Annotated in this window: 22 protein-coding genes; 15 read left to right on the top strand and 7 right to left on the bottom strand. The window is 71.2% G+C overall.

Features of this window, described 5'->3' with window-relative positions:
* Positions 1 to 126 precede the first annotated feature (126 nt).
* Complete coding sequence (gene ychF / locus B0675_RS14250; RefSeq protein WP_081219170.1) at positions 127 to 1,215, bottom strand: redox-regulated ATPase YchF; 1,089 nt, start codon at positions 1,213 to 1,215, stop codon at positions 127 to 129.
* A 246-nt stretch (positions 1,216 to 1,461) separates the two neighbouring features.
* Between ychF and B0675_RS14245 the strand changes: the two genes are divergently transcribed.
* Positions 1,462 to 2,037, top strand: coding sequence for a DUF6542 domain-containing protein (locus B0675_RS14245; RefSeq protein ID WP_081219169.1), 576 nt, complete (start codon positions 1,462 to 1,464; stop codon positions 2,035 to 2,037).
* Between the two features lies 1 nt (position 2,038).
* Here the strand turns inward: B0675_RS14245 and ppgK are convergent, their stop codons facing one another.
* Positions 2,039 to 2,788 carry a polyphosphate--glucose phosphotransferase gene (gene ppgK / locus B0675_RS14240; RefSeq protein ID WP_081219168.1) on the bottom strand — a complete coding sequence of 250 codons (750 nt, stop codon included), beginning with the start codon at positions 2,786 to 2,788 and terminating at the stop codon, positions 2,039 to 2,041.
* Between the two features lie 29 nt (positions 2,789 to 2,817).
* Positions 2,818 to 3,831 (bottom strand): 4-hydroxy-3-methylbut-2-enyl diphosphate reductase, encoded by a 1,014-nt coding sequence (locus tag B0675_RS14235; RefSeq protein ID WP_081219167.1) that lies wholly within the window; start codon positions 3,829 to 3,831, stop codon positions 2,818 to 2,820.
* Between the two features lie 128 nt (positions 3,832 to 3,959).
* Here B0675_RS14235 and B0675_RS14230 point away from each other — a divergent pair, with 128 nt between their 5' ends.
* From B0675_RS14230 to B0675_RS14215, 4 genes are all read left to right on the top strand, one after another.
* Positions 3,960 to 5,357, top strand: a complete 1,398-nt coding sequence (locus tag B0675_RS14230; protein ID WP_081219166.1) for an APC family permease — start codon at positions 3,960 to 3,962, stop codon at positions 5,355 to 5,357.
* 164 nt (positions 5,358 to 5,521) lie between these two features.
* Complete coding sequence (gene xseA / locus B0675_RS14225; RefSeq protein WP_081219165.1) at positions 5,522 to 6,730, top strand: exodeoxyribonuclease VII large subunit; 1,209 nt, start codon at positions 5,522 to 5,524, stop codon at positions 6,728 to 6,730.
* 9 nt (positions 6,731 to 6,739) lie between these two features.
* On the top strand, positions 6,740 to 6,997 hold the full coding sequence (locus B0675_RS14220; RefSeq protein ID WP_081219164.1) for an exodeoxyribonuclease VII small subunit: 258 nt from the start codon (positions 6,740 to 6,742) through the stop codon (positions 6,995 to 6,997).
* A 250-nt stretch (positions 6,998 to 7,247) separates the two neighbouring features.
* Positions 7,248 to 7,838: a malonic semialdehyde reductase gene (locus tag B0675_RS14215; protein WP_081219163.1), complete on the top strand. Its 591-nt coding sequence runs from the start codon at positions 7,248 to 7,250 to the stop codon at positions 7,836 to 7,838.
* Between the two features lie 145 nt (positions 7,839 to 7,983).
* Here B0675_RS14215 and B0675_RS14210 read toward each other — a convergent pair whose 3' ends face one another.
* A complete protein-coding gene (locus B0675_RS14210) occupies positions 7,984 to 8,502 on the bottom strand; it encodes a DUF4245 domain-containing protein (protein WP_081219162.1) in 519 nt (172 codons plus the stop codon).
* 127 nt (positions 8,503 to 8,629) lie between these two features.
* Between B0675_RS14210 and glpX the strand changes: the two genes are divergently transcribed.
* Complete coding sequence (glpX, locus tag B0675_RS14205; protein ID WP_081219161.1) at positions 8,630 to 9,661, top strand: class II fructose-bisphosphatase; 1,032 nt, start codon at positions 8,630 to 8,632, stop codon at positions 9,659 to 9,661.
* Positions 9,662 to 9,824: 163 nt separating this feature from the next.
* On the opposite strand, the gene B0675_RS14200 is transcribed toward glpX, so the two are convergent.
* A complete protein-coding gene (locus tag B0675_RS14200; RefSeq protein WP_081219160.1) occupies positions 9,825 to 10,196 on the bottom strand; it encodes a WhiB family transcriptional regulator in 372 nt (123 codons plus the stop codon).
* Between the two features lie 199 nt (positions 10,197 to 10,395).
* Entirely contained in the window at positions 10,396 to 11,124 is a 729-nt protein-coding gene (locus B0675_RS14195) for a DUF1707 domain-containing protein (protein WP_081219159.1), read from the bottom strand.
* Positions 11,125 to 11,310: 186 nt separating this feature from the next.
* Here B0675_RS14195 and B0675_RS14190 point away from each other — a divergent pair, with 186 nt between their 5' ends.
* From B0675_RS14190 to B0675_RS14175, 4 genes are all read left to right on the top strand, one after another.
* Positions 11,311 to 12,981: a fumarate hydratase gene (locus tag B0675_RS14190; RefSeq protein ID WP_081221787.1), complete on the top strand. Its 1,671-nt coding sequence runs from the start codon at positions 11,311 to 11,313 to the stop codon at positions 12,979 to 12,981.
* Positions 12,982 to 13,172: 191 nt separating this feature from the next.
* Complete coding sequence (locus B0675_RS14185; RefSeq protein ID WP_081219158.1) at positions 13,173 to 14,576, top strand: class II fumarate hydratase; 1,404 nt, start codon at positions 13,173 to 13,175, stop codon at positions 14,574 to 14,576.
* 115 nt (positions 14,577 to 14,691) lie between these two features.
* Positions 14,692 to 15,384: a DUF402 domain-containing protein gene (locus B0675_RS14180; protein WP_081219157.1), complete on the top strand. Its 693-nt coding sequence runs from the start codon at positions 14,692 to 14,694 to the stop codon at positions 15,382 to 15,384.
* A 397-nt stretch (positions 15,385 to 15,781) separates the two neighbouring features.
* Complete coding sequence (locus tag B0675_RS14175) at positions 15,782 to 17,875, top strand: ATP-binding SpoIIE family protein phosphatase (RefSeq protein WP_179165294.1); 2,094 nt, start codon at positions 15,782 to 15,784, stop codon at positions 17,873 to 17,875.
* Positions 17,876 to 17,958: 83 nt separating this feature from the next.
* On the opposite strand, the gene B0675_RS14170 is transcribed toward B0675_RS14175, so the two are convergent.
* The gene (locus B0675_RS14170; RefSeq protein WP_081219156.1) at positions 17,959 to 20,289 is read right to left on the bottom strand and encodes a transglycosylase domain-containing protein; all 2,331 of its coding nucleotides are present in this window, start codon (positions 20,287 to 20,289) and stop codon (positions 17,959 to 17,961) included.
* A 327-nt stretch (positions 20,290 to 20,616) separates the two neighbouring features.
* On the opposite strand from B0675_RS14170, the gene B0675_RS14165 reads away from it, so the two are divergent.
* From B0675_RS14165 to B0675_RS14145, 5 genes are all read left to right on the top strand, one after another.
* Complete coding sequence (locus B0675_RS14165) at positions 20,617 to 21,513, top strand: SPFH domain-containing protein (protein WP_081221785.1); 897 nt, start codon at positions 20,617 to 20,619, stop codon at positions 21,511 to 21,513.
* On the top strand, positions 21,510 to 21,758 hold the full coding sequence (locus B0675_RS14160; protein WP_081219155.1) for a hypothetical protein: 249 nt from the start codon (positions 21,510 to 21,512) through the stop codon (positions 21,756 to 21,758). Before B0675_RS14165 ends, B0675_RS14160 begins: the two co-directional genes overlap by 4 nt.
* Positions 21,759 to 22,011: 253 nt before the next feature.
* Complete coding sequence (locus tag B0675_RS14155; RefSeq protein ID WP_081221784.1) at positions 22,012 to 22,539, top strand: PadR family transcriptional regulator; 528 nt, start codon at positions 22,012 to 22,014, stop codon at positions 22,537 to 22,539.
* Positions 22,536 to 23,234 (top strand): ABC transporter ATP-binding protein, encoded by a 699-nt coding sequence (locus tag B0675_RS14150; RefSeq protein WP_081219154.1) that lies wholly within the window; start codon positions 22,536 to 22,538, stop codon positions 23,232 to 23,234. Before B0675_RS14155 ends, B0675_RS14150 begins: the two co-directional genes overlap by 4 nt.
* The gene (locus tag B0675_RS14145; RefSeq protein ID WP_081219153.1) at positions 23,231 to 25,612 is read left to right on the top strand and encodes an FtsX-like permease family protein; all 2,382 of its coding nucleotides are present in this window, start codon (positions 23,231 to 23,233) and stop codon (positions 25,610 to 25,612) included. Before B0675_RS14150 ends, B0675_RS14145 begins: the two co-directional genes overlap by 4 nt.
* Positions 25,613 to 25,640: the final 28 nt, after the last annotated feature.

Below are 25,640 nucleotides of genomic sequence, written 5' to 3'. Positions count from 1 at the left end.
GTGACGAGGGTTCAGTTATCCCAGCACCATCCCAGCACGGAAAAGACTAAGGGCCCGACTCCGAAGAGTCGGACCCCATCTGACCTGCACGTTTGCCAGATCAGCGACGTGGTGTTGTGTCACCCGTCACACGTTGAAGCGGAACTCCACCACATCGCCGTCCTGCATCACATACTCCTTGCCCTCCATGCGGGCCTTGCCCTTGGAGCGGGCCTCGGCGACCGAGCCCATCTCGACCAGGTCGGCGAAGGAGATGACCTCGGCCTTGATGAAGCCCTTCTGGAAGTCGGTGTGGATGACGCCGGCGGCCTCGGGAGCGGTCGCGCCCTTCTTGATGGTCCAGGCGCGGGATTCCTTGGGGCCTGCGGTCAGGTAGGTCTGCAGGCCGAGGGTGTTGAAGCCGACGCGGGCCAGCGTGGCGAGGCCGGGCTCCTCGGCGCCGACCGACTCCAGGAGCTCCATGGCGTCCTCCTCGTCCAGCTCGGCGAGGTCCTGCTCCAGCTTGGCGTTGAGGAAGATCGCCTCGGCGGGGGCGACCAGGGCGCGCTGCGCCGCCTTGAAGTCCTCGTCGACCAGCTCGTCCTCGTCCACGTTGAAGACGTAGAGGAACGGCTTGGTGGTGAGCAGGTGCAGGTCGTGCAGCAGCTCCTCCTTGCCGGAGCCCTGGACGATGCCCGCGGAGAAGAGCGTGTCGCCCTTCTCCAGGATCGCCTGGGCCGCCTCGACCGCCGCGACCTTGGGCGCGATGTCCTTCTTGATGCGCGACTCCTTCTGGAGGCGCGGCAGGACCTTCTCGATCGTCTGGAGGTCGGCGAGGATCAGCTCGGTGTTGATCGTCTCGATGTCGTCCTTGGGCGAGACCTTGCCGTCGACGTGCACGACGTTCTCGTCCTTGAAGGCACGGATGACCTGGCAGATCGCGTCCGACTCGCGGATGTTCGCGAGGAACTTGTTGCCCAGGCCCTCGCCCTCGCTCGCGCCGCGCACGATACCCGCGATGTCGACGAAGTCGACGGTCGCCGGCAGCACGCGCTGCGAGGAGAAGATCTCGGCCAACTTGGTCAGACGGGGGTCGGGGACGCCGACCACGCCGACGTTCGGCTCGATCGTGGCGAACGGGTAGTTGGCCGCGAGCACGTCGTTCTTGGTCAGGGCGTTGAACAGGGTCGACTTGCCGACATTGGGCAGTCCGACGATTCCGATCGTGAGCGACACGTTGCGACTTCCCGTACGAGGAGGATGGGCGATGGGCCCTCGGAGAGCGCGGGCCGATCCACCAGTCTACGGCGTGCCCCGGCGCCTCCCGGCGAGGTATCGAACGCATGGCCAAGGTCTTTCCATGGCCTCGTCTTCGGTGGCTCTCCGGCGTGTCCGAAGAGCGGTTCCACACATAAAACGACCTAAGTTGGTCCGGTGGAGCAACACAGGACGCGCCCCCCTCAGTACAGGCCGCGACGCGGCATGCCCGTTCCGGCGCAGGCCGGGCGTGCCGTGTCCGACGGTGTCCGTCGGAATGCCCCGGCGGTACGGAGGCCCGCCGCGGCGGGTGCGCGGGCGGGACGGCGGCTGCCGAACCCGCGGCTCACCGGGCTCGGCAGCGGGCTGTTCTGCGGTGCCACGCTGTTCACCCTCGCCTGCCTGGACCAGCTCCTCCTCGGAGGTTCCCAGACGGTCTACGGGGTGCTGTTCCTGCCGGTGTGCGTGCTGACCGCGCTGTGGGTGCGGCCCGGCGACCTGGTGACCGCCCCCGTGGTCGTGCCGATCGCCTTCACCTTCGGGCTGCTGCCGGTGGCCGGGGACAGCGACGGCGGGATCGGCGGCCGCTTCATGAGCCTGGTCACCGCCCTCGCCCTCCAGGCCGGGTGGCTGTACGGCGGCACGCTGATCGCGGGCCTCGTGGTGCTCGTGCGCCGGATCCGTCTCATGGCCCGCCGCGCCGCCCGGCGCAGGGCACAGGCGGCGCAGGCAGGACAGACGGGCCAGACGGGCCAGGCGGCTCCGGCACGCGGGCCGCAGGTCGGCCGGCAGGCCCGCTGAGCTACTGCGCGAGCTTCGCGGCCCGCATGGCGGCGCCGACGATCCCCGCGTTGTTCTGGAGCTGGGCCGGGACGATCTCCGCGGTGACGCCCTCGATCAGCGGCAGGAACTTGTCGGCCTTGCGGCTGACACCGCCGCCGATGATGAACAGCTCCGGGGAGAACAGCATCTCGACGTGCGCCAGGTACTTGGTGACGCGGCGCGCCCAGTGCTCCCAGGTCAGTTCGTTGTCGTCCTTGGCCTTGGTGGAGGCCTTCTTCTCCGCGTCGTGGCCGTTCAGCTCCAGGTGGCCCAGCTCGGTGTTCGGGACCAGCTCGCCGTCGATGAACAGGGCGCTGCCGATGCCGGTGCCGAAGGTGAGCAGGATGACCGTGCCGCTGCGGTCCTTGCCCGCGCCGAACTGCATCTCCGCGACGCCCGCCGCGTCCGCGTCGTTCAGCACGGTCACCGGCAGGCCGCCGATCCGCTCGCCGAGCAGGGCGCCCGCGTCGGTGTCGATCCAGGACTTGTCGACGTTGGCCGCCGTACGGATCGTGGAGCCGCCGGTGACCACGCCCGGGAACGTGATGCCCACCGGGCCCGACCAGCCGAAGTGGTCGACGACGTCCTTGACGCCGTCGGCCACCGCGTCGGGCGTCGCCGGATGCGGGGTGAGCACCTTGAAGCGCTCCTCCGCGAGGTCTCCGCGGTCAAGGTCCACGGGGGCACCCTTGATCCCGGATCCGCCAATGTCCACACCGAAGATCTGCATGGCCCTACGTTACGTCGTGGGACTGACGGTCACTTCCCGGCGGTACCACCGGTGCGCTCCGCCACCAGGGCGGCCGCCTCGGCGCGCAGGTCGCGGCGCAGTTCCTTGGGCAGCGAGAAGGTGATGGACTCCTCGGCGGCCTTGACGATCTCCACGTCCTCGAAGCCGTGGCCCGTGAGCCGCTCCAGGACCTGCTCCACGAGGATGTCCGGGACGGAGGCTCCCGAGGTGACGCCGACCGTGGTCACGCCCTCCAGCCACGCCTCGTCGATCTCGTCGGCGAAGTCCACCAGGTAGGCCTCACGGGCGCCGGCGAGCTTGGCGACCTCGACGAGCCGTACCGAGTTGGAGGAGTTGCGCGAGCCGACCACGATCACCAGGTCGGCCTCGGCGCCCATCTGCTTCACCGCGAGCTGGCGGTTCTGCGTGGCGTAGCAGATGTCGTCGCTCGGCGGGGAGATGAGCTGCGGGAACTTCTCCTTGAGGGCGTCGACCGTCTCCATGGTCTCGTCGACCGACAGGGTGGTCTGGGAGAGCCAGACGACCTTGGAGGGGTCGCGGACCTCGACCTTGGCGACGTCCGCGGGGCCGTCGACGAGGGTGATGTGGTCGGGGGCCTCGCCGGAGGTGCCGATGACCTCCTCGTGACCCTCGTGACCGATGAGGAGGATGTCGAAGTCGTCGTCGGCGAAACGGACGGCTTCCTTGTGGACCTTGGTGACCAGCGGGCAGGTCGCGTCGATGGTGGCGAGCTTGCCGGCGGCGGCCTCGTCGTGGACGGCGGGGGCGACACCGTGCGCCGAGAACATGACGATGGAGCCCTCGGGGACCTCCGCCGTCTGTTCGACGAAGATCGCGCCCTTCTTCTCCAGGGTCTGCACGACGTACTTGTTGTGGACGATCTCGTGACGGACATAGATCGGGGCCCCGTACTGCTCAAGGGCCTTCTCGACGGCGATCACGGCACGGTCCACGCCCGCGCAGTAGCCCCGGGGGGCGGCGAGCAGGACACGGCGGCCAGTCGAAGCAGTCATGGCACCCATCGTAAGGCCGTACCCGGCCGGTCGAAGATCGCCTCTCGTAAGGCCGTACCCGGCGGGTCAAAGATCGTCTCCTTGGGGAGACTGGGAAGCCGGGAGGGGTGGGGCCCGCACGACCCTCGGGAGGCACGATGTCCGACACCCGGACCACTGACGGCGCCGGAGCCCCGGAGCACGGGCTGCGGCGCAGCCTCGGCTTCCGTGACCTGGTCGTCTACGGGCTGCTGTTCATCGCCCCCATGGCACCGGTCGGCGTGTACGGGACGCTCGACGCGAAGTCGCACGGGGCGGTCGCGCTGGTCTACCTCGTCGCGACGGTCGCGATGGCGTTCACCGCGTTCAGCTACGCGCAGATGGTTCGGGTGGTCCCCCAGGCGGGTTCGGTGTTCGCCTACGCGCGCGCGGGTCTCGGCAAGGAGGCGGGGTTCGTCGCCGGGTGGATGGTGATGCTGGACTATCTGCTGATCCCGGCGGTGGCCTACCTGTTCTCCGGCATCGCGATGAACTCCCTGGTCCCGGAGGTCTCCCGGTGGGTGTGGACGGCCCTCGCCGTCGTGATCACGACGCTCCTGAACCTGTGGGGGGTGCGCACCGCGGCGCGGGTCGGCTTCCTGGTGCTCGCCCTGGAGATCGTGGTCCTGCTGATCTTCGTCGTGTCGGCGGTCGTGATGCTCGCGCGCGACGGCGCCCACCGCGACTGGCTGTCCCCGTTGGCGGGTGACGGCACGCAGGGCGCCTTCGCGCTGTCGGCGGTCGTCGGGGCGGTGTCGGTGGCCGTCCTGTCGTTCCTCGGCTTCGACGCGATCGCGAGTTTCGCGGAGGAGGTGACGGGCGGTTCGGAGAAGGTGGCCCGGGCGGTGCTGTTCTGTCTGGCGCTGGCGGGTGTGCTGTTCGTGGCGCAGACGTATCTGGTGGCACTGCTGGAGCCGTTGTCGTCCGCTCAGCTCGCGGCGGACCCCGGCAAGCAGGGCGCGGCCTTCTACGACGCCGTGGACGCCTCCGTCGGGGCGTGGCTGCACAACCTGGTGGCGGTCAGCAAGGCGATCGGCGCGGCCTTCGCGGCGCTCGCCGGACAGGCGGCGGCCGGGCGGCTGCTCTACGCGATGGCCCGTGACCGACGGCTGCCTCGGGTGCTGTCCCGGACCGACTCCGGGGTGCCGCGGGCGGCGCTGGGGTGCGCGGCGGTGATCACGCTGGTCGCGGCGGTGTGGGCGGCGCGGCGCGACGACGGCCTCGACAAGCTGGTCTCGGTGGTCGACATCGGCGCGCTGACCGCGTTCACGCTGCTGCACGCGTCGGTGGTGGGCTGGTTCGCCGTACGGCGCAGGAGCGGGCCTCCCGTCTGGTGGCGGCACGTCCTCGTCCCCGTGCTGGGCGCGGCGATCACCGTCGCCGTGATCGTCGAGGCCTCCGGAACGGCCCAGGTGGTGGGTGCGATCTGGCTGGCGGTCGGCCTGACGGTCCTGTTCGCCCAGCGCGGCCGGTCCGGCCGGGGGACGGACGAGGACGCGCCCGGCGGAGCGGTCTGAGGGCGGAGTCGGCGGATCGTCGGCCGGCCCGGGCGACCGCCGCGGGGACACGGACCCGCCCGCTCCTCGGCGCCCACGGGGTGCGGCCGGGGCGGGTGCCGCAGGGTGCGGGGACGGGCGCCGCAGGGTGCGGGGATGTCGGTGGGGGCCACTACGCTCGGCGCATGGCTCTCAACACGTCCGCGGACGCTCCGCTGCCCGTCGGCGAGGTGTCACGGCTCATCGGGGGATGGATCGACCGGCTCGGCGCGGTCTGGGTCGAGGGGCAGATCACCCAGTTGTCGCGGCGCCCCGGCGCGGGCGTCGTCTTCCTGACGCTGCGCGACCCGTCGTTCGACATCTCGGTGAGCGTGACCTGCTACCGGCAGGTGTTCGACGCGGTCGCCGACGTGGTGAGTGAGGGCGCCCGCGTGGTGGTCCGGGCGAAGCCGGAGTGGTACGCGCCGCGGGGGCAGCTGTCCCTGCGGGCGACCGAGATCAAGCCGGTCGGCGTGGGCGAGCTGCTCGCCCGCCTGGAGCAGCTGAAGAAGTCGCTGGCGGCCGAGGGGCTGTTCGCGGCCGACCGCAAGAAGCCGCTGCCGTTCCTGCCGCAGCTGATCGGGCTGGTCTGCGGGCGCGCCTCGGCGGCCGAGCGGGACGTCCTGGAGAACGCGCGGCACCGCTGGCCCGCCGTGCGCTTCGAGGTGCGCAATGTCGCCGTACAGGGCGTCCACGCCGTGCCGCAGGTCGTGCAGGCCGTGAAGGACCTGGACGCGCGCGACGACGTCGACGTGATCGTCGTGGCACGCGGCGGCGGCAGCGTCGAGGACCTCCTGCCGTTCTCGGACGAGCAGCTCGTCCGCGCGGTGGCGGCCTGTCGTACGCCGGTGGTGTCGGCGATCGGGCACGAGCCGGACAACCCGCTGCTGGACCACGTGGCCGACCTGCGGGCGTCCACGCCGACCGACGCCGCCAAGAAGGTCGTGCCGGACGTGGGCGAGGAGTACGAGCGGGTGCGGTTCCTGCGCGACCGGGCCCGCCGCAGCGTGCAGTCCTTCCTCGACCGGGAGGAGCGTGGCCTCGCGCACACGCTCGCCAGGCCCTCGATAGAGGACCCGCACCGGATGATCGACGAGCGGGCGGACCAGGTGGCGGCCCTGCTCGACCGGGGCCGGCGCACGCTCGGGCACCTCCTGGACCGGGCGGACTCGGAGCTGACGCACACGCACGCGCGCGTGGTGGCCCTCTCCCCCGCCGCGACCCTCCAGCGCGGGTACGCGGTGCTCCAGAAGGCCGACGGGCACGTGGTCCGTGACCCGGCGGAGGTCACGGCGGACGAGACGCTGCGGGCGCGGGTCGCCGAGGGTGAATTCACGGTTCGAGTCGATGCATAGGGTGGGCGCATGACCAGCAAGGTGGACGAGGCGCTCGGGTACGAGCAGGCACGGGACGAGCTGATCGAGGTCGTACGCCGCCTGGAGGCGGGCGGTACGACCCTGGAGGAGTCGCTGGCGCTCTGGGAGCGCGGCGAGGAGCTGGCCAAGGTGTGCCGGCGCTGGCTGGAGGGCGCGCGGGCCCGGCTGGACGCGGCCCTCGCCGAGGAGGAGTCCGGAGAGGGCGGCGCCGCGGGCGGCGAGCCCGGGGACGCGGGCTCCCGGTAGGCATGTGATCGTCCACGGCGGGGCGGCTCCCGGCAGGAGCCGCCCCGCCGCCGTGCCGCCCCGCCGCCGTGCCGCACCACCATCTACTGCCATGCCGCCCGGCGGCCACTGTGCCGCACCAGCGCTGTGCCGCTGTGAAGCGGATCACCCTGCTCCGACTTTGGTTGAACTTTCAACCTACTCGTCGTAATGTCGGTGGTGCCAACAGATCCCCCACGGATCCACCGCACGCACCGAGAAGGTTTCTTTCATGTCTCTCGTCCTTGACCCCGCCGCTCAGGACCTGCTGTTCCGCGAGGCTCGCACCGCGAACACCTTCACCGACGAGCCGGTGACCGACGCGCAGGTCCAGGCGATCTACGACCTGGTCAAGTTCGGCCCGACCGCCTTCAACCAGTCGCCGCTGCGCATCACGCTGGTCCGCTCCCCCGAGGCCCGCGAGCGCCTCGTGCGGCACCTCGCCGAGGGCAACCAGGCGAAGACCGCCGCCGCCCCGCTGGTCGCGATCCTGTCCGCGGACAACGAGTTCCACGAGGAGCTGCCGGCCCTGCTGCCGCACTTCCCCGCCGCGAAGGACCTGTTCTTCTCCGAGCGCCCGGCCCGTGAGAGCGCCGCCCTGCTGAACGCCGCCCTGCAGGCCGCGTACTTCATCATCGGCGTCCGCGCCGCGGGCCTCGCCGCTGGCCCGATGACCGGTGCCGACTTCGCCGGGATCCAGAAGGAGTTCCTGGACGACGACCACACTCCGCTGATGATCGTCAACATCGGCAAGCCGGGCGAGGACGCCTGGTTCCCGCGCTCCCCGCGCCTGGAGCTCGACCAGGTCATCACGACCGTCTGACGGACCACGCCGCCCGGGACGATCCCGGCAGCACCCGCATGGCAGAAGGGCCCCCGGCACACCGCCGGGGGCCCTTCTCGTACGTTCGCGCGCGGCCGGTGCGCCTCACGGCGCGGCCCCGGGGGGACGCCCTGGCGGGGACGCCCTAGGTCGTCTTGAGCGACTGCGCCATCTTCGTGAGGGCGCCGAAGGACGCGGTACCCGTCACCACGGTCGTGGCGCCGTCGCCCTTGAGGACGAGCGCGTCGTAGTGGTCGCCCTCGTAGCGCTGCCACGTCCGGTCGCCGATGCGCTGGGTCACCTTGGTCGCCCGCGCGCCCTGACTGGCCGAGTCGATGAAGACGGGCGCACGCTGAGTGGACTGCTCGACCGCCACGTACTGACCGTCGGGGTCCTGGAAGCCGAGGTGCCAGACATCGAACTCGCTGCCGTCGTACCGCACCGAGGTCGGCTTCCACTCCGCCGGCAGCCCGGCGGGGGCCGCCACGGGGTAGCTCGCCGCTCGGCGCGCGGTCAGCAGCTCGACCCGGTAGTCGACCCGCTTGAGATCGGGCGCGGAGTCGTCGTGCGGGATGAAGATGTAGATGACGCCCGCCATCAGCCCGATGAGGCCCAGGGAGAGAATCATGTCCCGGACCGACTGCTTGCCTTTCGTACCTGCCACGCCCCTATCGTCGCAGGTGCCCTGGCGTGCTCATCCGTGGGCCCCCCTGCTCATTTTGTCAGCCTGGCGATAGAGTCGGGGGCACCACCCTCATCCGGCCGTCGTCGTATCAGAAAGGTGCGTCTCGATGACCGAGCATCATCTGCCGTCCGAACTCGAAGTCCCGTCGGAAGCCCCCGACCGCAACCTCGCCCTCGAACTCGTCCGCGTCACCGAGGCCGCCGCGATGGCCGCGGGACGCTGGGTGGGCCGCGGCGACAAGAACGGTGCCGACGGCGCCGCCGTCCGCGCCATGCGGACCCTCGTCTCCACCGTCTCGATGAACGGCGTCGTCGTCATCGGTGAAGGCGAGAAGGACGAAGCCCCGATGCTCTTCAACGGAGAGCGCGTGGGCGACGGGTCCGGCCCCGAGTGCGACATCGCCGTCGACCCGATCGACGGGACGACGCTCACCGCCAAGGGCATGACCAACGCGATCGCCGTCCTGGCCGCCGCCGACCGCGGCACCATGTTCGACCCGTCCGCTGTCTTCTACATGGACAAGCTGGTCACCGGCCCGGAGGCCGCCGACTTCGTCGACATCAACGCGCCCGTGTCGGTCAACATCCGCCGCGTCGCGAAGGCCAAGCGCGTCACCCCCGAGGACGTCACCGTCGTCATCCTCGACCGGCCCCGCCACGACGGGATCATCAAGGAGATCCGGGAGACCGGCGCGCGCATCAAGCTGATCTCCGACGGCGACGTCGCGGGCTCGATCCTGGCGCTGCGCGAGGGCACCGGCATCGACCTGCTGCTCGGCATCGGCGGCACGCCCGAGGGCATCATCTCGGCCTGTGCGGTCAAGTGCCTCGGCGGCACCATCCAGGGCAAGCTGTGGCCCAAGGACGACGAGGAGCGCGCGCGGGCGGTCGACGCCGGCCACGACCTCGACCGCGTCCTCGGCACGAGCGACCTGGTCTCCGGCGAGAACGTCTTCTTCGTCGCCACCGGCATCACCGACGGCGAGCTGCTGCGCGGGGTGCGCTACCGCCCCGAGACCGCGACGACCGAGTCGATCGTGATGCGGTCCAAGTCCGGGACGGTCCGCCAGATCACGTCGGAGCACCGGCTGAGCAAGCTGCGCGCGTACAGCGCGATCGACTTCGACCGCGCCAAGTAGGACCACCGGCCGGCGGCACCGGCCGGGCGCCGCATGGCGCGGAAGGGGCGCCCCTTGTGCGGAGGGGCGCCCCTTTTCCGTGCGTGGACCGATGGGAGGCCTGACGGTTTCCCGTTCCGTCTCCCGTTCGGATTCCCGTACGCGGCCGCTCCCGGCCGGGAGGTCAGCCGGCCGCGGCTATCGTCCCGCGCGCGGCCTTCTGGAGCTCCACGTCGCGGCGGCGGCGCCGGGCGAGCACGACGCGGCGCTCGGCGGCGGTCAGGCCGCCCCAGACGCCGTACGGCTCGGGTTGCAGGAGCGCGTGTTCGCGGCACTCGACCATCACCGGACAGCGGGCGCAGACGCGCTTGGCGGCCTCCTCACGGGAGAGCCGGGCCGCGGTGGGCTCCTTGGAGGGGGCGAAGAACAGGCCGGCCTCGTCGCGGCGGCACACCGCCTCCGTGTGCCATGGCGCTTCCTGATCCCTGTCCCGCACTGGCGCCCGCTGGGCCGGTACGGCAGCTACCTGCAGGGACTGATGCGGCGGTTGCAGCACGGTCTACTCCTGACGACGGCTTCGCGAGCGTGCCGGGCGCCGGGGGAAGTTCCACAGCGCCCTCCAAGAGACGATGCAGCAAGGCCTACCCGCTGTGCGCGCGCCTATGCACTGCGTTCCCAAGCCCGGGCGTTCTCCCGCGTGATCGATCGTCCACGACGGAACCAATGCCCGCGCACCGCCCGCGCGTTCACAAGCGTCAACGGTCCAGGTGCTTGCGCAAACCCCGGTCCACACGGTCGGCGATCCGGTCGTTCAGCCGGCCCGTGACGCGGTCCAGGATGTCCGCGACGAGCTTGCCGCGCCTGGGCCGCGCCTCCACGTTCCCGAGGACGGCGAGGCCGTCGATGTACACCACGGGGGCGTCCGGGTCGCCCGAATCCATCGTGTGCACCTCGAAGTTGCCGAGCACGCCGCCGCCGTTGCCGCGCAGCGAGACGTTCTCCGGGACACGGATCTCGATGTTGCCGAACACGGAGACCGTCTTGATCACGACCTGCTGGTACTCGAAGATCGCCTCGCTCAGGTCGATCTCGACGCTGCCGAACACCGCGTACGCGTGGATCCGGCGGCCCGCGCGCCAGCGGCCCTTGCGGACGGCGGCGCTGAACACCGCCACCACGCTCTCGTCGGCGTCGACCGGGATCGCGCCCGCCGTGGGGCGGTTGGGCGCCGACGCGTAGGCGGGCGTCGCGCGGCCGGTGTGCGCGGCGGGCAGGTCCCGGACGAAGCGGTCGAGCTCGCCCACCGTCTTGGTGGCCAGCACCCCCTCCACGCGCTCGGAGTGCTCCTCCGGCGTGAGGCGGCCCTCGGCGAGGGCGTCGCGCAGGATGTCGGTGATCCGGTCGCGGTCGGCGTCGGAGGCGCGCAGCTCGACCGGGGGCGCCGCCGGGGCCGGGGTCGCGTCGGAGCTCTTCTGAAGGTCCACGACAGCAGCGTACCCAAACGCGATAGATCGCGACTACCCCTTCCGAGCCCCCTGTGGAGAACCGGGCGTCCGTCCGGTGTCCGAACTGAGCCTTACCTCACAGACTCGGCACCCGCGCCAGGTCCTACGCTGGTGGACGCTGCCAATGGAGGCACGCCGCTGTCTGTCGAGTGAGGAATGGGCGAGATGCCTGAGTTCGCGTACACCGATCTGCTCCCCCAGGGAGAGGACACCACTCCCTACCGGCTGGTGACCTCCGAGGGTGTCTCCACCTTCGAGGCCGACGGGCGCACGTTCCTCAAGGTGGAGCCGGAGGCGCTGCGCACGCTCGCCGAGGAGGCCATCCACGACATCCAGCACTATCTGCGGCCCGCGCACCTCGCCCAGCTGCGCCGCATCATCGACGACCCCGAGGCGTCGGGCAACGACAAGTTCGTCGCGCTCGACCTGCTGAAGAACGCGAACATCGCGGCCGCGGGTGTCCTGCCGATGTGCCAGGACACGGGCACCGCGATCGTCATGGGCAAGCGCGGGCAGAACGTGCTCACCGAGGGCGGCGACGAGGCGGCCCTGTCGCGCGGCATCTACGAGGCGTACAAGAACCTCAACCTGCGCTACTCGCAGATGGCCCCGCTGACCATGTGGGACGAGAAGAACACCGGCTCGAACCTGCCGGCGCAGATCGAGCTGTACGCGACCGACGGCGGCGCCTACAAGTTCCTGTTCATGGCCAAGGGCGGCGGCTCCGCCAACAAGTCGTTCCTCTACCAGGAGACGAAGGCGGTCCTCAACGAGGGCTCCATGATGAAGTTCCTGGAGGAGAAGATCCGCTCCCTGGGGACGGCCGCCTGCCCGCCGTACCACCTGGCGATCGTCGTCGGCGGCACCAGCGCCGAGTACGCCCTGAAGACCGCGAAGTACGCCTCCGCGCACTACCTGGACGAGATCCCGGCCGAGGGCTCCGAACTGGGCCACGGCTTCCGGGACAAGGACCTGGAGCAGAAGGTCTTCGAACTGACGCAGAAGATCGGCATCGGCGCGCAGTTCGGCGGCAAGTACTTCTGCCACGACGTGCGCGTGGTGCGACTGCCCCGGCACGGCGCGTCCTGCCCCGTCGCGATCGCCGTCTCCTGCTCCGCCGACCGCCAGGCCGTCGCGAAGATCACCGCCGAGGGTGTCTTCCTGGAGCAGCTGGAGACCGACCCGGCGCGCTTCCTGCCGGACACGACGGACGAGCACCTCGACGAGGCCGGCGACGTCGTGAAGATCGACCTCAACCAGCCGATGGAGGACATCCTCGCCGCGCTGACGCAGCACCCGGTCAAGACCCGGCTCTCGCTCACCGGCCCGCTCGTCGTGGCGCGCGACATCGCGCACGCCAAGATCAAGGAGCGGCTGGACGCGGGCGAGGAGATGCCGCAGTACCTGAAGGACCACCCGGTGTACTACGCGGGCCCGGCCAAGACGCCCGAGGGGTACGCGTCCGGCTCGTTCGGCCCGACGACGGCCGGCCGCATGGACTCCTACGTCGAGCAGTTCCAGGCGGCGGGCGGCTCCAAGGTGATGCTGGCCAAGGGCAACCGCAGCAAGCAGGTCACCGACGCCTGCGGCACGCACGGCGGCTTCTACCTCGGCTCGATCGGCGGCCCGGCCGCCCGTCTCGCCCAGGACTGCATCAAGAAGGTCGAGGTCGTCGAGTACGAGGAACTCGGCATGGAGGCGGTCTGGCGCATCGAGGTCGAGGACTTCCCGGCGTTCGTCGTCGTCGACGACAAGGGCAACGACTTCTTCCAGGACCCGGCGCCCGCGCCCACGTTCACGTCCATCCCGGTGCGGGGCCCCGGCCTCGCGCAGTAGGGCGCGCGCTCTCCCCGGTGACGTAGTGGCCCGCGCCCCCGGGCTTTCCACGAACCCCACGAACGGCCGTCGAGCTGGCGGCCGTTCGTCGTGTCCGGGGACGGCGCCGGACACGGGTTCCGCGTGCCGCGCGCGCCCGGGCGGGAACACGCGTCGCCTCCTGGATGCTGTCCCCCATGGAGGTGTCACCAATGGCAGATGGCCAGGGCGAAGGCGCGTACCGGATCGAGCACGACTCCATGGGTGAGGTGCGGGTGCCCGCGGACGCGAAATGGCGGGCGCAGACCCAGCGCGCCGTGGAGAACTTCCCGATCTCGGGGCAGCACATCGAGCGCGCGCACATCGAGGCCCTCGCCCGGATCAAGGCGGCCGCCGCGAAGGTGAACGGCGAGCTGGGCGTGATCGACAAGGATGTCGCCGAGGCGATCCAGGAGGCGGCGGCGGAGGTCGTCGAGGGGCGCTGGGACGAGCAGTTCCCGGTGGACGTGTTCCAGACGGGCTCCGGGACGTCCTCCAACATGAACACCAACGAGGTCGTCGCCACGCTCGCGACCGAGCGGCTGGGCCGGGACGTGCACCCGAACGACCACGTGAACGCCTCCCAGTCGAGCAACGACGTGTTCCCGTCCTCGATCCACATCGCCGCGACCGCCGCGGTGACCCGCGACCTGGTGCCCGCGCTGGAGCACCTGGCCGCCGCCCTCGGCCGCAAGGCGGAGGAGTTCGCCGACGTGGTCAAGTCGGGCCGCACCCACCTGATGGACGCCACGCCCGTGACGCTGGGCCAGGAATTCGGCGGGTACGCGGCGCAGGTCCGGTACGGGGTCGAGCGGCTGCGCGCCTCGCTGCCCCGGCTGGCGGAACTGCCGCTGGGCGGCACCGCCGTGGGCACCGGCATCAACACGCCGCCCGGGTTCTCCGCGGCGGTGATCGCGGAGGTGGCCCGGACGACCGGACTGCCGCTGACGGAGGCCCGCGACCACTTCGAGGCGCAGGGCGCGCGCGACGGGATCGTGGAGACGAGCGGGCAGCTGCGGACCATCGCGGTCGGCCTGACCAAGATCGCGAACGATCTGCGGTGGATGGCCTCGGGACCGCGCACCGGGCTGTCCGAGATCAGCCTGCCGGATCTCCAGCCGGGCTCGTCGATCATGCCGGGCAAGGTGAACCCGGTGATTCCCGAGGCGGTGCTGATGGTCGCCGCGCAGGTGACGGGCAACGACGCGACGGTCGCCGTCGCGGGCGCGGCCGGGAACTTCGAGCTGAACGTCATGCTGCCGGTGATCGGCAAGAACGTCCTGGAGTCGGTGCGGCTCCTCGCGAACGTGTCGCGGCTGCTCGCCGACCGGACGGTGGACGGGATCGTCGCGCACCGGGAGCGGGCCCGGGAGTACGCGGAGTCCTCGCCGTCGGTGGTGACGCCGCTGAACAAGTACATCGGGTACGAAGAGGCCGCGAAGGTCGCGAAGAAGGCGCTGGCGGACCGGAAGACCATCCGCGAGGTGGTGCTGGAGTCGGGCTATGTGGAGCGGGGGGATCTGACGGAGGAGCAGCTCGACGAAGCGCTGGATGTCCTGCGGATGACGCGTCCGTAACGGCCCGCCGCCGGGGAGAAACACCTGATGACGCCTCCGTAACAGGTCCCCGGCGCCGGCGGGAACCATGACGCGTGCCGCAGCGTCGCATGCCCTGGGCACCTAATATCTGTTCATGGCAGACGGTGGAGCGGTGAGACGAGCGGAAGCGGGCGGGCCGGCGGCGTTCTGGGAGCCCGGGCACCAGATCCTGTGGCGGTACCGGGAGAACGCCGGTGAGCACGTCCACATCTGCCGCCCCGTGACGGTCGTACGGGACGACGCCGAGCTGCTCGCGGTGTGGATGGCGCCGGGCACCGAATGTGTGAAGCCGGTGCTCGCCGACGGGTCGCCGGTGCACGGCGAGCCGCTGGAGTCGCGCTACACCAAGCCGCGGACGGTGCGGCGCGACCGGTGGTTCGGGACCGGGGTGCTCAAGCTGGCGCGGCCGGGCGATCCCTGGTCGGTGTGGCTTTTCTGGGAGCCGGGCTGGCGTTTCAAGAACTGGTACGTGAACCTGGAGGCGCCGCTGACGCGTTGGGCGGGCGGGGTGGACTCCGAGGACCACTTCCTCGACATCTCGGTTCACCCGGACCGGAGTTGGCGCTGGCTGGACGAGGACGAGTTCGCGATGGCGCAGCGGGCCGGTCTGATGGATGCTCAACTGGCCGCGCGGGTACGAGAAGCGGGGTGGTCGGCGGTGGAGGTGATCCGCGCGTGGGGGTCGCCGTTCTCGGACGGATGGCAGCTCTGGAGGCCCGACCCGGCCTGGCCGGTTCCCGCTCTGCCGGATGACTGGGACCGTACGCCCGCGCACGTGTCCTCATGAGACCCTTGATGCGCCCCCGTGGTACAACCGTAGGATCGTCTTCCGCAAGGGCGCACGGCAGCAACAACTCCCGCATGATGAGCCGGGCTTGACCATATGTCACCGAGGGGCGGCAGGACGTGAGCGAGGGGTACGAGGGGTACGGCGGCGTGTCCGGCCGAGGTCCGGTCGCTCCGCGCGGTGGCGTCACGACGGTCGTGCGGGCGGGGGCTGCGGTCCTGACGCCGTGTTCGGCACGGCCCGTTTCCGGCCGTCCGCGGGCCGTTCCCGGCCATGCGCCGGCCGTGCCCACCACCGGTTCCACACCTGACGACACGCAGAATCCGTTCCTGGGGCACACATTCCGGGTATCGGGGCTGCGGGACGAACTGCGCGCACGGCGCGCAGCCCCGGACGGATGGACTCGACACGCGTGACGGAGCACCCCACCTCGCACGAGCGCCGGCAGAACGGCGCCGGCCGGCCGGCCGCCCCCGCGGACCCTCGCGGGGCGCTCCTGCGTACCCCGGACCAGCCGTCCCCCCAGCCCGGGTCCGGCGCCTTACCTCTTCAGGCCCGCGCGGGTGACGCCTCGCGCGGCCCCGGCACGGACGCGCCGTCGCCGGCCGCGCCCGGTGCGGGCGCGGAGCACTCCCAGCCCTCGGCCGCCGAGCCGGATCCGCACCGCCCGCGGCCCGCGCCGGAGAGCATCCCGGTGCAGCCGGACGCGGAGCAGGACCGTTCCGCGCGCGCCTCGGGCGGCAAGGAGCGCCGTACGGGGCAGAGCCTGCCGCAGGGCGGGCCGATGCCGATGCGGCGGGACGGCGACCGGCTGCGCTTCGTGGGCGCCGCGACCCGGCGGATCGCCCGGGGCATCGACCTCGACGAGATCGTCATGGGGCTGTGCCGGGCGACCGTGCCGACGTTCTCGGACGCGATCCTCGTCTATCTGCGGGATCCGCTGCCGGTCGGCGACGAGCGGCCGACGGGACCCCTGGTGCTGCGGCTGCGCCGGACCGACCGGATTCCCGAGGAGCGGGACACCGAGGGCGGCTTCCTGCCTCTCGCGCGTCCCGAACCCAACGAGCTGTCGGCGATGACCGCGGAGTTGTGTGAGGTGCGCCCGGGCGGCGCTTTGGCCGAGGTGCTGCGCGGAGTGCGGCCGGTGTTCGCCGACGCCCCCGCGGCCCGCGCCGCGCTGCCGGAGCTGCTCGGCGACGATCTGGCGGTCCCGAGCGGACAGCGCGCGATCCTCGCGCCGCTGCGCGGCCGGCGCCGGGTGATCGGCGCCGCCCTGTTCCTGCGGCGCCCGGAGCGGATCGCGTTCGAGGCGGACGACCTGCTGGTCGCCGCCCAGCTCGCGACCCACAGCGCGCTCGGGATCGACAAGGCGGTGCTGTACGGCCGCGAGGCGTACATCGCCGACGAGTTGCAGCGCACGATGCTGCCGGAGACGCTGCCGCGGCCCACGGGTGTGCGGCTGGCGTCCCGGTACCTGCCGGCCGCGGAGACCGCGCGGGTCGGCGGGGACTGGTACGACGCGATCCCGCTGCCGGGCAGCCGGGTCGCCCTGGTCGTGGGCGACGTCATGGGTCACTCGATGACGTCGGCGGCGATCATGGGCCAGCTGCGGACGACGGCGCAGACCCTCGCGGGGCTCGACCTGCCTCCGCAGGAGGTGCTGCACCACCTCGACGAGCAGGCGCAACGGCTCGGCACGGACCGCATGGCGACCTGCCTGTACGCCGTGTACGACCCGGTGTCGCACCGGATCACGATCGCCAACGCGGGCCATCCCCCGCCGGTGCTGCTGCACCTGGGCGGCCGGGCCGAGGTGTTGCGGGTACCGCCGGGCGCGCCCATCGGGGTCGGCGGGGTCGATTTCGAGGCCGTGGAGCTCGACGCGCCCGCGGGGGCGACGCTGCTGCTGTACACGGACGGCCTGGTGGAGTCGCGGCTGCGGGACGTCTGGACCGGGATAGAGCAGCTGCGCGAGAAGCTCGCCGCCACGGCCGCGCTGACCGGCCCGGATCATCCGCCGCCGCTGGAGGCCCTCTGCGACGAGGTGCTCGACATGCTCGGCCCGGGCGACCGGGACGACGACATCGCGCTGCTCGCGGCCCGGTTCGACGGGATCGCGCCGAGCGATGTCGCGTACTGGTTCCTGGAGCCGGAGGACGCGGCGCCGGGCCGGGCACGCCGGCTGGCCCGGCGGGCGCTCGCGCGGTGGGGCATGGAGGACATGACCGACGCGGTGGAGCTGCTGGTCAGCGAGGTCGTGACGAACGCGGTGCGCTACGCGTCGCGGCCGGTGACGTTGCGACTGCTGCGGACGGACGTGCTGCGCTGCGAGGTCGGCGACGACGTGCCGCAGCTGCCGCGGCTGCGGCAGGCGCGGGCCACGGACGAGGGCGGCCGCGGGCTGTACCTGGTGAACAAGCTGGCCCGGCGCTGGGGCGCCACCCGGCTGAGCACGGGGAAGGTCGTCTGGTTCGAGTTGAACCGGGGCTGAGGTCCGCGGCGGAGACGCGGAAGCGTGAAGAGGGGCACCCGGGTCTCCGGGTGCCCCTCTTCACGTGCCGCGTGCTGTCGTGGTTACTGCCCTTGGCTCTGGTCGTCCTGGCCGAACGGGTTGTCCGGGAGCTGTCCGGTCGGGGTCTGCGACGGCGTGGACGGAGGCGGTGACGACGGTGGGGTCGTCGTCGGCTTGTCCGAGGGCGTCGGCGGACTGCTGCTGGAGGGCGGCTCCGACGACGGTTCCTCGGTCGTCGGCGTCGACGACGGCGTGTCGGACGGCGACTCGCTGATGGTCGGTGTGTCGGTCGGCTCGACCGCGGCGCCCGAGGTGGTGTCGAGGTCGAACTTGCTGACCTTGCCGTCCATCACGCCGAAGGTGTACGCCGCCCAGATCTGCGCCGGGAAGCCACCGCCGTTGACACGGCCGCCCTCGGCGAAGAGGCCGGTGGCGCCCTTCATGGGCACCTGGTGGTGGTTCTTGGCGTCCTCGCCGAACAGTCCGACCGAGGTGACGAGGTTCGGCGTGTAGCCCGTGAACCAGGCCGACTTGTTGTTGTCGGACGTACCGGTCTTGCCGGCGACCTGCTGGCCGTCACGGGACGGGTTGTCCCGCACCGAGACACGGGCCGTGCCGTCGTCGACCACGCCGGTGAGCACCGAGGTGACCGTGTCGGCGGCCTCCCGGCTGATGACCTGGCCGCCGACGGGGTCGGGTACGTCGACCGTGAGGTCCTTGTGCTCGGCCGAGGCGAGGATCGAGGGGGTGACCTTCTTGCCGTGGTTGTCGAGCGTCGCGTACACGCCCGCCATCTCCAGCGGGCTGGCGCCCATGGAGCCGAGGGTCTGGGCGGGCACCGCCTGGAGCCCCTTGGTGTTCATGCCGAGCTTGCCCGCGACCTTCAGCACCTCGTCCATGCCGACGTCGACGCCCATCTGGGCGAAGACGGCGTTGATGGACTTGTTCATCGCGGTCTGCACCGTCACGTCGCCGTAGCTGTGCTCGTCCTCGTTCGGCGGGGCGAAGGCGATGTCGCTGCCCACGACGGGACGGCGGTTCGTGCCGTCGTAGATCGTGTTCGCGGTGATCGGCCTGCCGGAGCGGGTCTTGGCCTCCTCGGCGAGCGCCGCGGCGAAGATCAGCGGCTTGAACGTCGAGGCCGCCTGGTAGTCCCGGCGGGTCGCGTTGTTGATGTAGTGCTTGAAGTAGTCCTGACCGCCGTACATCGCGACGACCTTGCCGGTCTTGGGATCGACCGACGCGGCGCCCGCCTGGATGTTGGCGTCGACCTTGCGCTTCTTCGGGTCCAGCTTGCCGGTCAGCTGCTTCTTGACCGTCTTCTCGAGCAGGGCCTGCTTCTTCTTGTCGATGTTGAGCTTGATGGTCCAGCCGCCCGCGTCGACCAGCGCCTTGGCGTCGTCGAGGTCGGCCGCCTTGCCCTGGGCGACGAGCTGCCGGGCCAGTTCGTCCTGCGCCTCGGTCACCAGGTAGCCGGTCTGGCCCTGCATGCCCGCCGCGCCCTGGGGGTCCCTGGGCTTGGGGAACTTCAGGCCCTGCCGCTCGCCCGAGCCGAGCCAGCCCTGCTCGACCATGTTGTCGAGCGTGTAGTTCCAGCGGGCCTGCACCAGGCGCTTGCCGGTGTCCGTGGCGACCGCCCAGTCGTACTGGCTGGGCGCCTGGAGCAGCGAGGCGAGGTAGGCACCCTGCGCGACGCTGAGCTTGTCCGCGTCGACGCGGTAGTAGGCCTGCGCGGCGGCCTGGATGCCGTACGCGTTGCGGCCGTAGTAGCTGGTGTTGATGTAGCCCGCGAGGATGTCGTCCTTGGACTTCTTGCGGTCCACCTTCAGCGAGATGACCATTTCCTTCAGCTTGCGCGAAACGGTCTGGTCCTGGCTGAGGTAGTAGTTCTTGACGTACTGCTGGGTGATCGTCGAGCCACCCTGCTTGCCCTTGCCGGAGAGGGTGTTGAGCAGACCGCGGGCGGTGCCCTTGAGGTCGACGCCGGAGTCGCTGTAGAAGGACTTGTTCTCCGCGGCGACGAAGGTCTTCTGGACCGGCTTCGGCACCTTGGACAGGTCGACGATCTCGCGGTTGACCTTGCCGGTGCGCGCGAGGGTCTTGCCGTCGCCGTACTCGTAGACGTTGCTCTGCAGGCGCGCGGCCGCGTTGCCCTCGGGCACGGAGACGACCATGTAGAGCACGAGGAAGGCGCCCATGCCGAGCAGGCAGACGCCGAGGAACGTGCCGAGGATCGTCTTCCAGTTCACGAACCTGCGTATGCCGGTGCGGCGGGGCTTCTTCCCGCCCGGCGTCGCGCCGCCGGGGCCCACCGACTCGTGTCCGGACGAGCGCTTGGGCGCCGCGCGGCGGCCCTGCGCCTGCCGCGCTCGTCTCTCTTCCGCTCGTCCCATGGGTCGATCCGCTCCGCTTCACTCTCGTGTGGCACACACGTTCGTCGCTCCGGTCAGCTCAGCAAGCTAACACCGCGCGCTATGACAAAGGGCCGCCGATCCGGTCTTTTCCGGACGTGACAATCAGCACGCCCTCAGCACGGGCCCCAACAAAACCGACGACCAGGAGGCACCGAAGGTTGCGATGCGAGGTAAAGTGATATCACTTAGCTAGACCGAAGCTATGCCGTACGAACGGGGGGACCCACCATGTCGTCACACGCTTCCCACGCGTCCTCGCCCGCCCCGGGCGCACCGGACCCCACGCCGCCGACCGACCTCCCCGAGATGCCCGCGCCGCACGTGCGGGAGTTCACCGCGCACAGCATCGGCGGGGGGCTCGCGCTGCTGCTCGGCCTCCTCGGACTGCTCGCCGGAGCCGCCCTGTGTGCCGTCGGCGGCGGGGTCGTCCGGTCCGGCGGCGCCCAGGCGGCGCTGATCATCCTGGGCGTCCTGGTCGCCGTCGCCGCGTTCTTCGCGATGTGCGGCCTCAACACCGTCGCGCCGGGCGAGGCCCGCGTGGTCCAGCTCTTCGGGCGCTACCGCGGCACGATCCGCCAGGACGGACTGCGCTGGGTGAACCCGCTCACGTCGCGCACCAAGATCTCGACCCGTGTCCGCAACCACGAGACCGCCGTCCTCAAGGTCAACGACGCCTACGGCAACCCGATCGAGCTCGCCGCGGTCGTGGTGTGGAACGTGCAGGACACCGCCCAGGCCACGTTCGAGGTCGACGACTTCCGGGAGTTCGTCTCGACGCAGACCGAGGCGGCGGTCCGGCACATCGCCATCGAGTACCCCTACGACGCGCACGAGGAGGACGGCCTGTCACTGCGCGGGAACGCCGAGGAGATCACCGAGAAGCTCGCGGTCGAACTGCACGCGCGCGTGGCCGCCGCCGGCGTGCGGATCATCGAGTCGCGCTTCACGCACCTCGCGTACGCTCCCGAGATCGCCTCCGCGATGCTCCAGCGCCAGCAGGCCGGAGCGATCGTCGCGGCGCGGCGGCAGATCGTGGACGGCGCGGTCGGCATGGTCGAGGCGGCGATCACCCGGATCACCGAGCGCGACATCGTGGAGCTGGACTCCGAGCGGAAGGCGGCGATGGTGTCGAACCTGATGGTGGTGCTGTGCGGTGACCGCGCGGCGCAGCCCGTCCTGAACACGGGGTCCCTCTACCAGTGACGTCTCCCACGGAGGGAACTCCGCCGCGTCGGCCGCAGCAGCAGCGCAAGCAGGTACTGCTGCGGCTCGACCCGCTGGTGTACGAGGCACTGGCCCGCTGGGCCGGCGACGAACTGCGGTCCGCCAACGCGCAGATCGAGTTCCTGCTGCGCCGCGCCCTCGGCGAGGCCGGGCGTCTGCCCGGCGGCGCGGGCCCGATCCCGCGCCGGGGCCGGCCCCCGGTCTCCGGGGATCCGGAGAGCTGAGGGAGTCGCGGCTCACGCCCTCGGTCCGCCGGGGCGCCGGCGGAGCGGGGCTCGCCCCGCCGGAGGGTCTCGCGCGGGTGAGTAGGCCTCAAGAGCCTCGCGATACGGGGACGTCGGAGCCTGATTCGAAACCGTGACAATGCCTCCTGGCCAGGCGACTTCTCCCCGGCCACATCCCTCCGCCCCCGCCCCTCCCCGCACTCTGCACCACGCGTATACACACCATGTATACCCGCTGTGTAGAGTGCTCCGCATGTCCATCGGTCACACCCTCCTGGGGCTCCTGGAGTCCGGCCCGCGCCACGGTTACGACCTGAAGCGGGCCTTCGACGAGAAGTTCGGTCACGACCGGCCGCTGCACTACGGCCAGGTCTACTCGACGATGTCGCGCCTGCTGAAGAACGGCCTCGTCGAGGTCGACGGCATAGAGGCGGGCGGCGGTCCCGAGCGCAAGCGGTACGCCATCACCGACGCCGGGATCACCGACGTCCAGCAGTGGCTCGCCACGCCCGAGAAGCCCGAGCCCTACCTCCAGTCGACCCTCTACACGAAGATCGTCCTCGCACTGCTGACGCATCGCGACGCGAGCGAGATCCTCGACACCCAGCGCTCGGAGCACCTGCGCATGATGCGCATGCTGACCGAACGCAAGCGCAAGGGCGACCTGGCCGACCAGCTGATCTGCGACCACGCCCTCTTCCACCTCGAGGCCGATCTGCGCTGGCTGGAACTGACCGCCGCGCGGCTCGACAAGCTCGCCGAGGCGGTGACGACCCGATGACCTCGACCACCCCTCCTCCCGGCTCCCTGCTCACCGCGTCGGAGCTGCGCAAGGCCTACGGCCCGACCACCGCCCTGGACGGGGCGGAGTTCTCCATCCACCCGGGCGAGGTCGTCGCCGTGATGGGCCCCTCCGGCTCCGGCAAGTCGACCCTGCTGCACTGCCTCGCCGGCATCGTCACCCCCGACTCGGGCTCGATCACGTACAACGGCCGCGAGATGGCGACGATGAACGACGCCCAGCGCAGTGCGCTGCGCCGCTCCGAGTTCGGCTTCGTCTTCCAGTTCGGCCAGCTCGTCCCGGAGCTGACCTGCGTCGAGAACGTCGCCCTGCCGCTGCGGCTGAACGGCAGCGGACGCAAGGAGGCCGAGCGCGCGGCCCTCACGTGGATGGAGCGCCTGGAGGTCGACGACGTCAAGGGCAAGCGGCCCGGCGAGGTCTCCGGAGGCCAGGGGCAGCGCGTCGCCGTGGCCCGTTCGCTGGTCACCAGCCCCCGCGTGCTGTTCGCCGACGAACCGACCGGGGCGCTCGACTCCCTCAACGGCGAGCGCGTGATGCAGCTGCTCACCGACGCCGCCCGCTCGACCAACGCCGCCGTCGTGCTCGTCACGCACGAGGCCCGCGTGGCCGCCTACTCGGACCGCGAGATCGTCGTACGCGACGGGAAGTCCCGTGACATGGAGCGGATCGTATGAGTGACCGCCCGTCCCCCGCCGCCCCCACCGGGGCGGCCCGCACCGCCCCGAGGCTTCCGCAGTGGTCCCGCGACCTCGGGATGGGCGCCAGGTTCGCGATGACCGGCGGCCGTGAGGCCTGGGTGCGCGTGCTGCTCACCGCCGTCGGGGTCGGCCTCGGAGTGGCGCTGCTGCTGCTCACCACGTCGATCCCGAGCGCGCTGTCCTCCCGGCACGACCGGGAACGCGACCGCAACGACATGACCTTCCGCTCGACGGTCATGAAGAAGTCGGACCGCACCCTCCTCGTCGGCAGCACCGACACCACCTACCGCTCCGCCGACGTGCGCGGCCGGCTGCTCCGGCCCGAGGGGGACCGTGCCCCGCTGCCGCCGGGCCTGCGGACCTTCCCCCACCCCGGCGACATGGTCGTCTCCCCCGCCCTCGACCGACTGCTGAAGTCCGCCGACGGAGCGCTGCTGCGCGACCGCCTGCCCTATCGCGTCACCGGGACGATCGCGGACTCCGGGCTGATCGGACCGCACGAACTCGCCTACTACGCGGGCAGCGACAGCCTGTCCGTGGCGGGCAAGCTGTCGGGGCGGATCGAGCGCATCGACGCCTTCGGCTCGAAGAGCCGTTCCGAGTCGCTCGACCCGGTCCTGCTGCTGCTCATCCTGATCGTCTTCGTCGTGCTGCTCATGCCGGTCGGTGTCTTCATCGCCGCGGCGGTGCGGTTCGGCGGCGAGCGGCGCGACCGCAGGCTCGCCGCGCTGCGGCTGGTCGGCGCGGACGGGCGCATGACGCGGCGGGTCGCGGCCGGCGAGGCCATGGCCGGAGCCCTGCTCGGACTGGTCCTCGGCGCCGGGTTCTTCCTGCTCGGCCGCCAACTCGCCGGACTGATCGACCTGTTCGAGATCAGCGTCTTCCCGGGCGACCTCAGCCCCGCGCCCGCGCTGGTCGCGCTGGTCGCGGTCTCGGTCCCGGCGGCGGCCGTCGGCGTGACCCTCTTCGCGCTGCGTGGGGTCGTCATCGAGCCGCTGGGCGTGGTGCGCACCGCGCGGCCCCCGAAGCGCCGCCTGTGGTGGCGGCTGCTGCTGCCGCTCGGCGGACTGGCCCTGCTCTACCCGATGGTCGGGCAGGGGCGGGACAACGGGAACTTCAACGAGTCCATGGTGATCGGCGGTGTCATCCTGCTGCTGGTCGGTGTGACGGCCCTGCTGCCCTGGGTCGTCGAGGCGGTCGTCTCCCGGCTGAACTCGGGCGGGGTCGCCTGGCAACTGGCGATCCGCCGGCTCCAGTTGAGCAGCGGGACCGCGGCCCGCATGGTCAACGGCATCGCCGTGGCGGTGGCCGGCGCGATCGCGCTGCAGATGCTGTTCGCCGGTGTGGAGGGCGACTACACGAAGCCTTCGGCGAAGGACCTGTCGCGCGCCCAGATGTCGGTCACCGTTCCGGCCGGCGTGGCGCTCGACGGGGCCGCGGGGAAACTCCGCCGCACCGAGGGAGTCCGCACGGTCGTCGCACTGTCGACCGCCTACGCGGGAGAGCGCCGCAAGGAGGCCCGACTGTCGGCGGCCGTGACGGTCGGCGACTGCACCGCCCTGCGCGAGGTGGCCGAGCTGCCCTCCTGCAAGGACGGTGACGTCTTCGCGGTGCGGCACGCGCAGTACGACAACGACACCCCGAAGCTGGCCCAGCCGGGCCGGACGATCTACATCGACCCGAGCTACAACGGCGGTGCGGCGTCCGAGGCGCCCTTCACCCTGCCGCACGCCATCCGCACGGTGGAGGGACGGGAGGACCCGACCGGTTACGACCGCGGGGGCATCCTCGTCACCCGGGGCGCGCTGCCGCGCAGCGCGGCCGGCGCGTTCCAGGGTGAGGTCTACGTCAGGCTGGACCGCTCGGTGCCGGACGTGAACGAGCACGTGCGGAACACCGCCGCGTCGATCGGCCCGTTCGCGGAGGCGATGACCTGGACGGCCAGTGAGCAGTCCCGGCGCTTCACCTCGATCCGCACCGGCCTGTTCGTCGGCGCCACCTGCGTGCTCTTCCTGATCGGCGCGAGCCTTCTGGTCTCGCAGCTGGAGCAGTTGCGCGAGCGCAGGAAGCTGCTGTCGGCGCTGGTCGCCTTCGGCACCCGGCGCCGCACGCTCAGCATGTCGGTGCTGTGGCAGACCGCGATCCCGATCGCCCTCGGACTCGCCCTCGCCTCGGTGGTGGGGCTCACCCTCGGCACGGTGCTGCTGAAGATGACGGACACCCCGGTGCGGGTCGACTGGCCGAGCATGCTGTCGATGACGGGCATCGGCGCGGGAGTCGTCCTGCTCGTGACCCTGCTCAGCCTGCCGCCGCTGATCCGGCTGATGCGGCCGGACGGGCTGCGCACGGAGTAGTCCGCGCCCGCGTAGCGCGCCGCCGCCG

Source organism: Streptomyces sp. M41(2017) (assembly GCF_002078175.1).
GTDB lineage: Bacteria > Actinomycetota > Actinomycetes > Streptomycetales > Streptomycetaceae > Streptomyces.
Note: the sequence above shows the minus strand (reverse complement) of the source record. Positions and strands in the feature narration are given on the sequence as shown.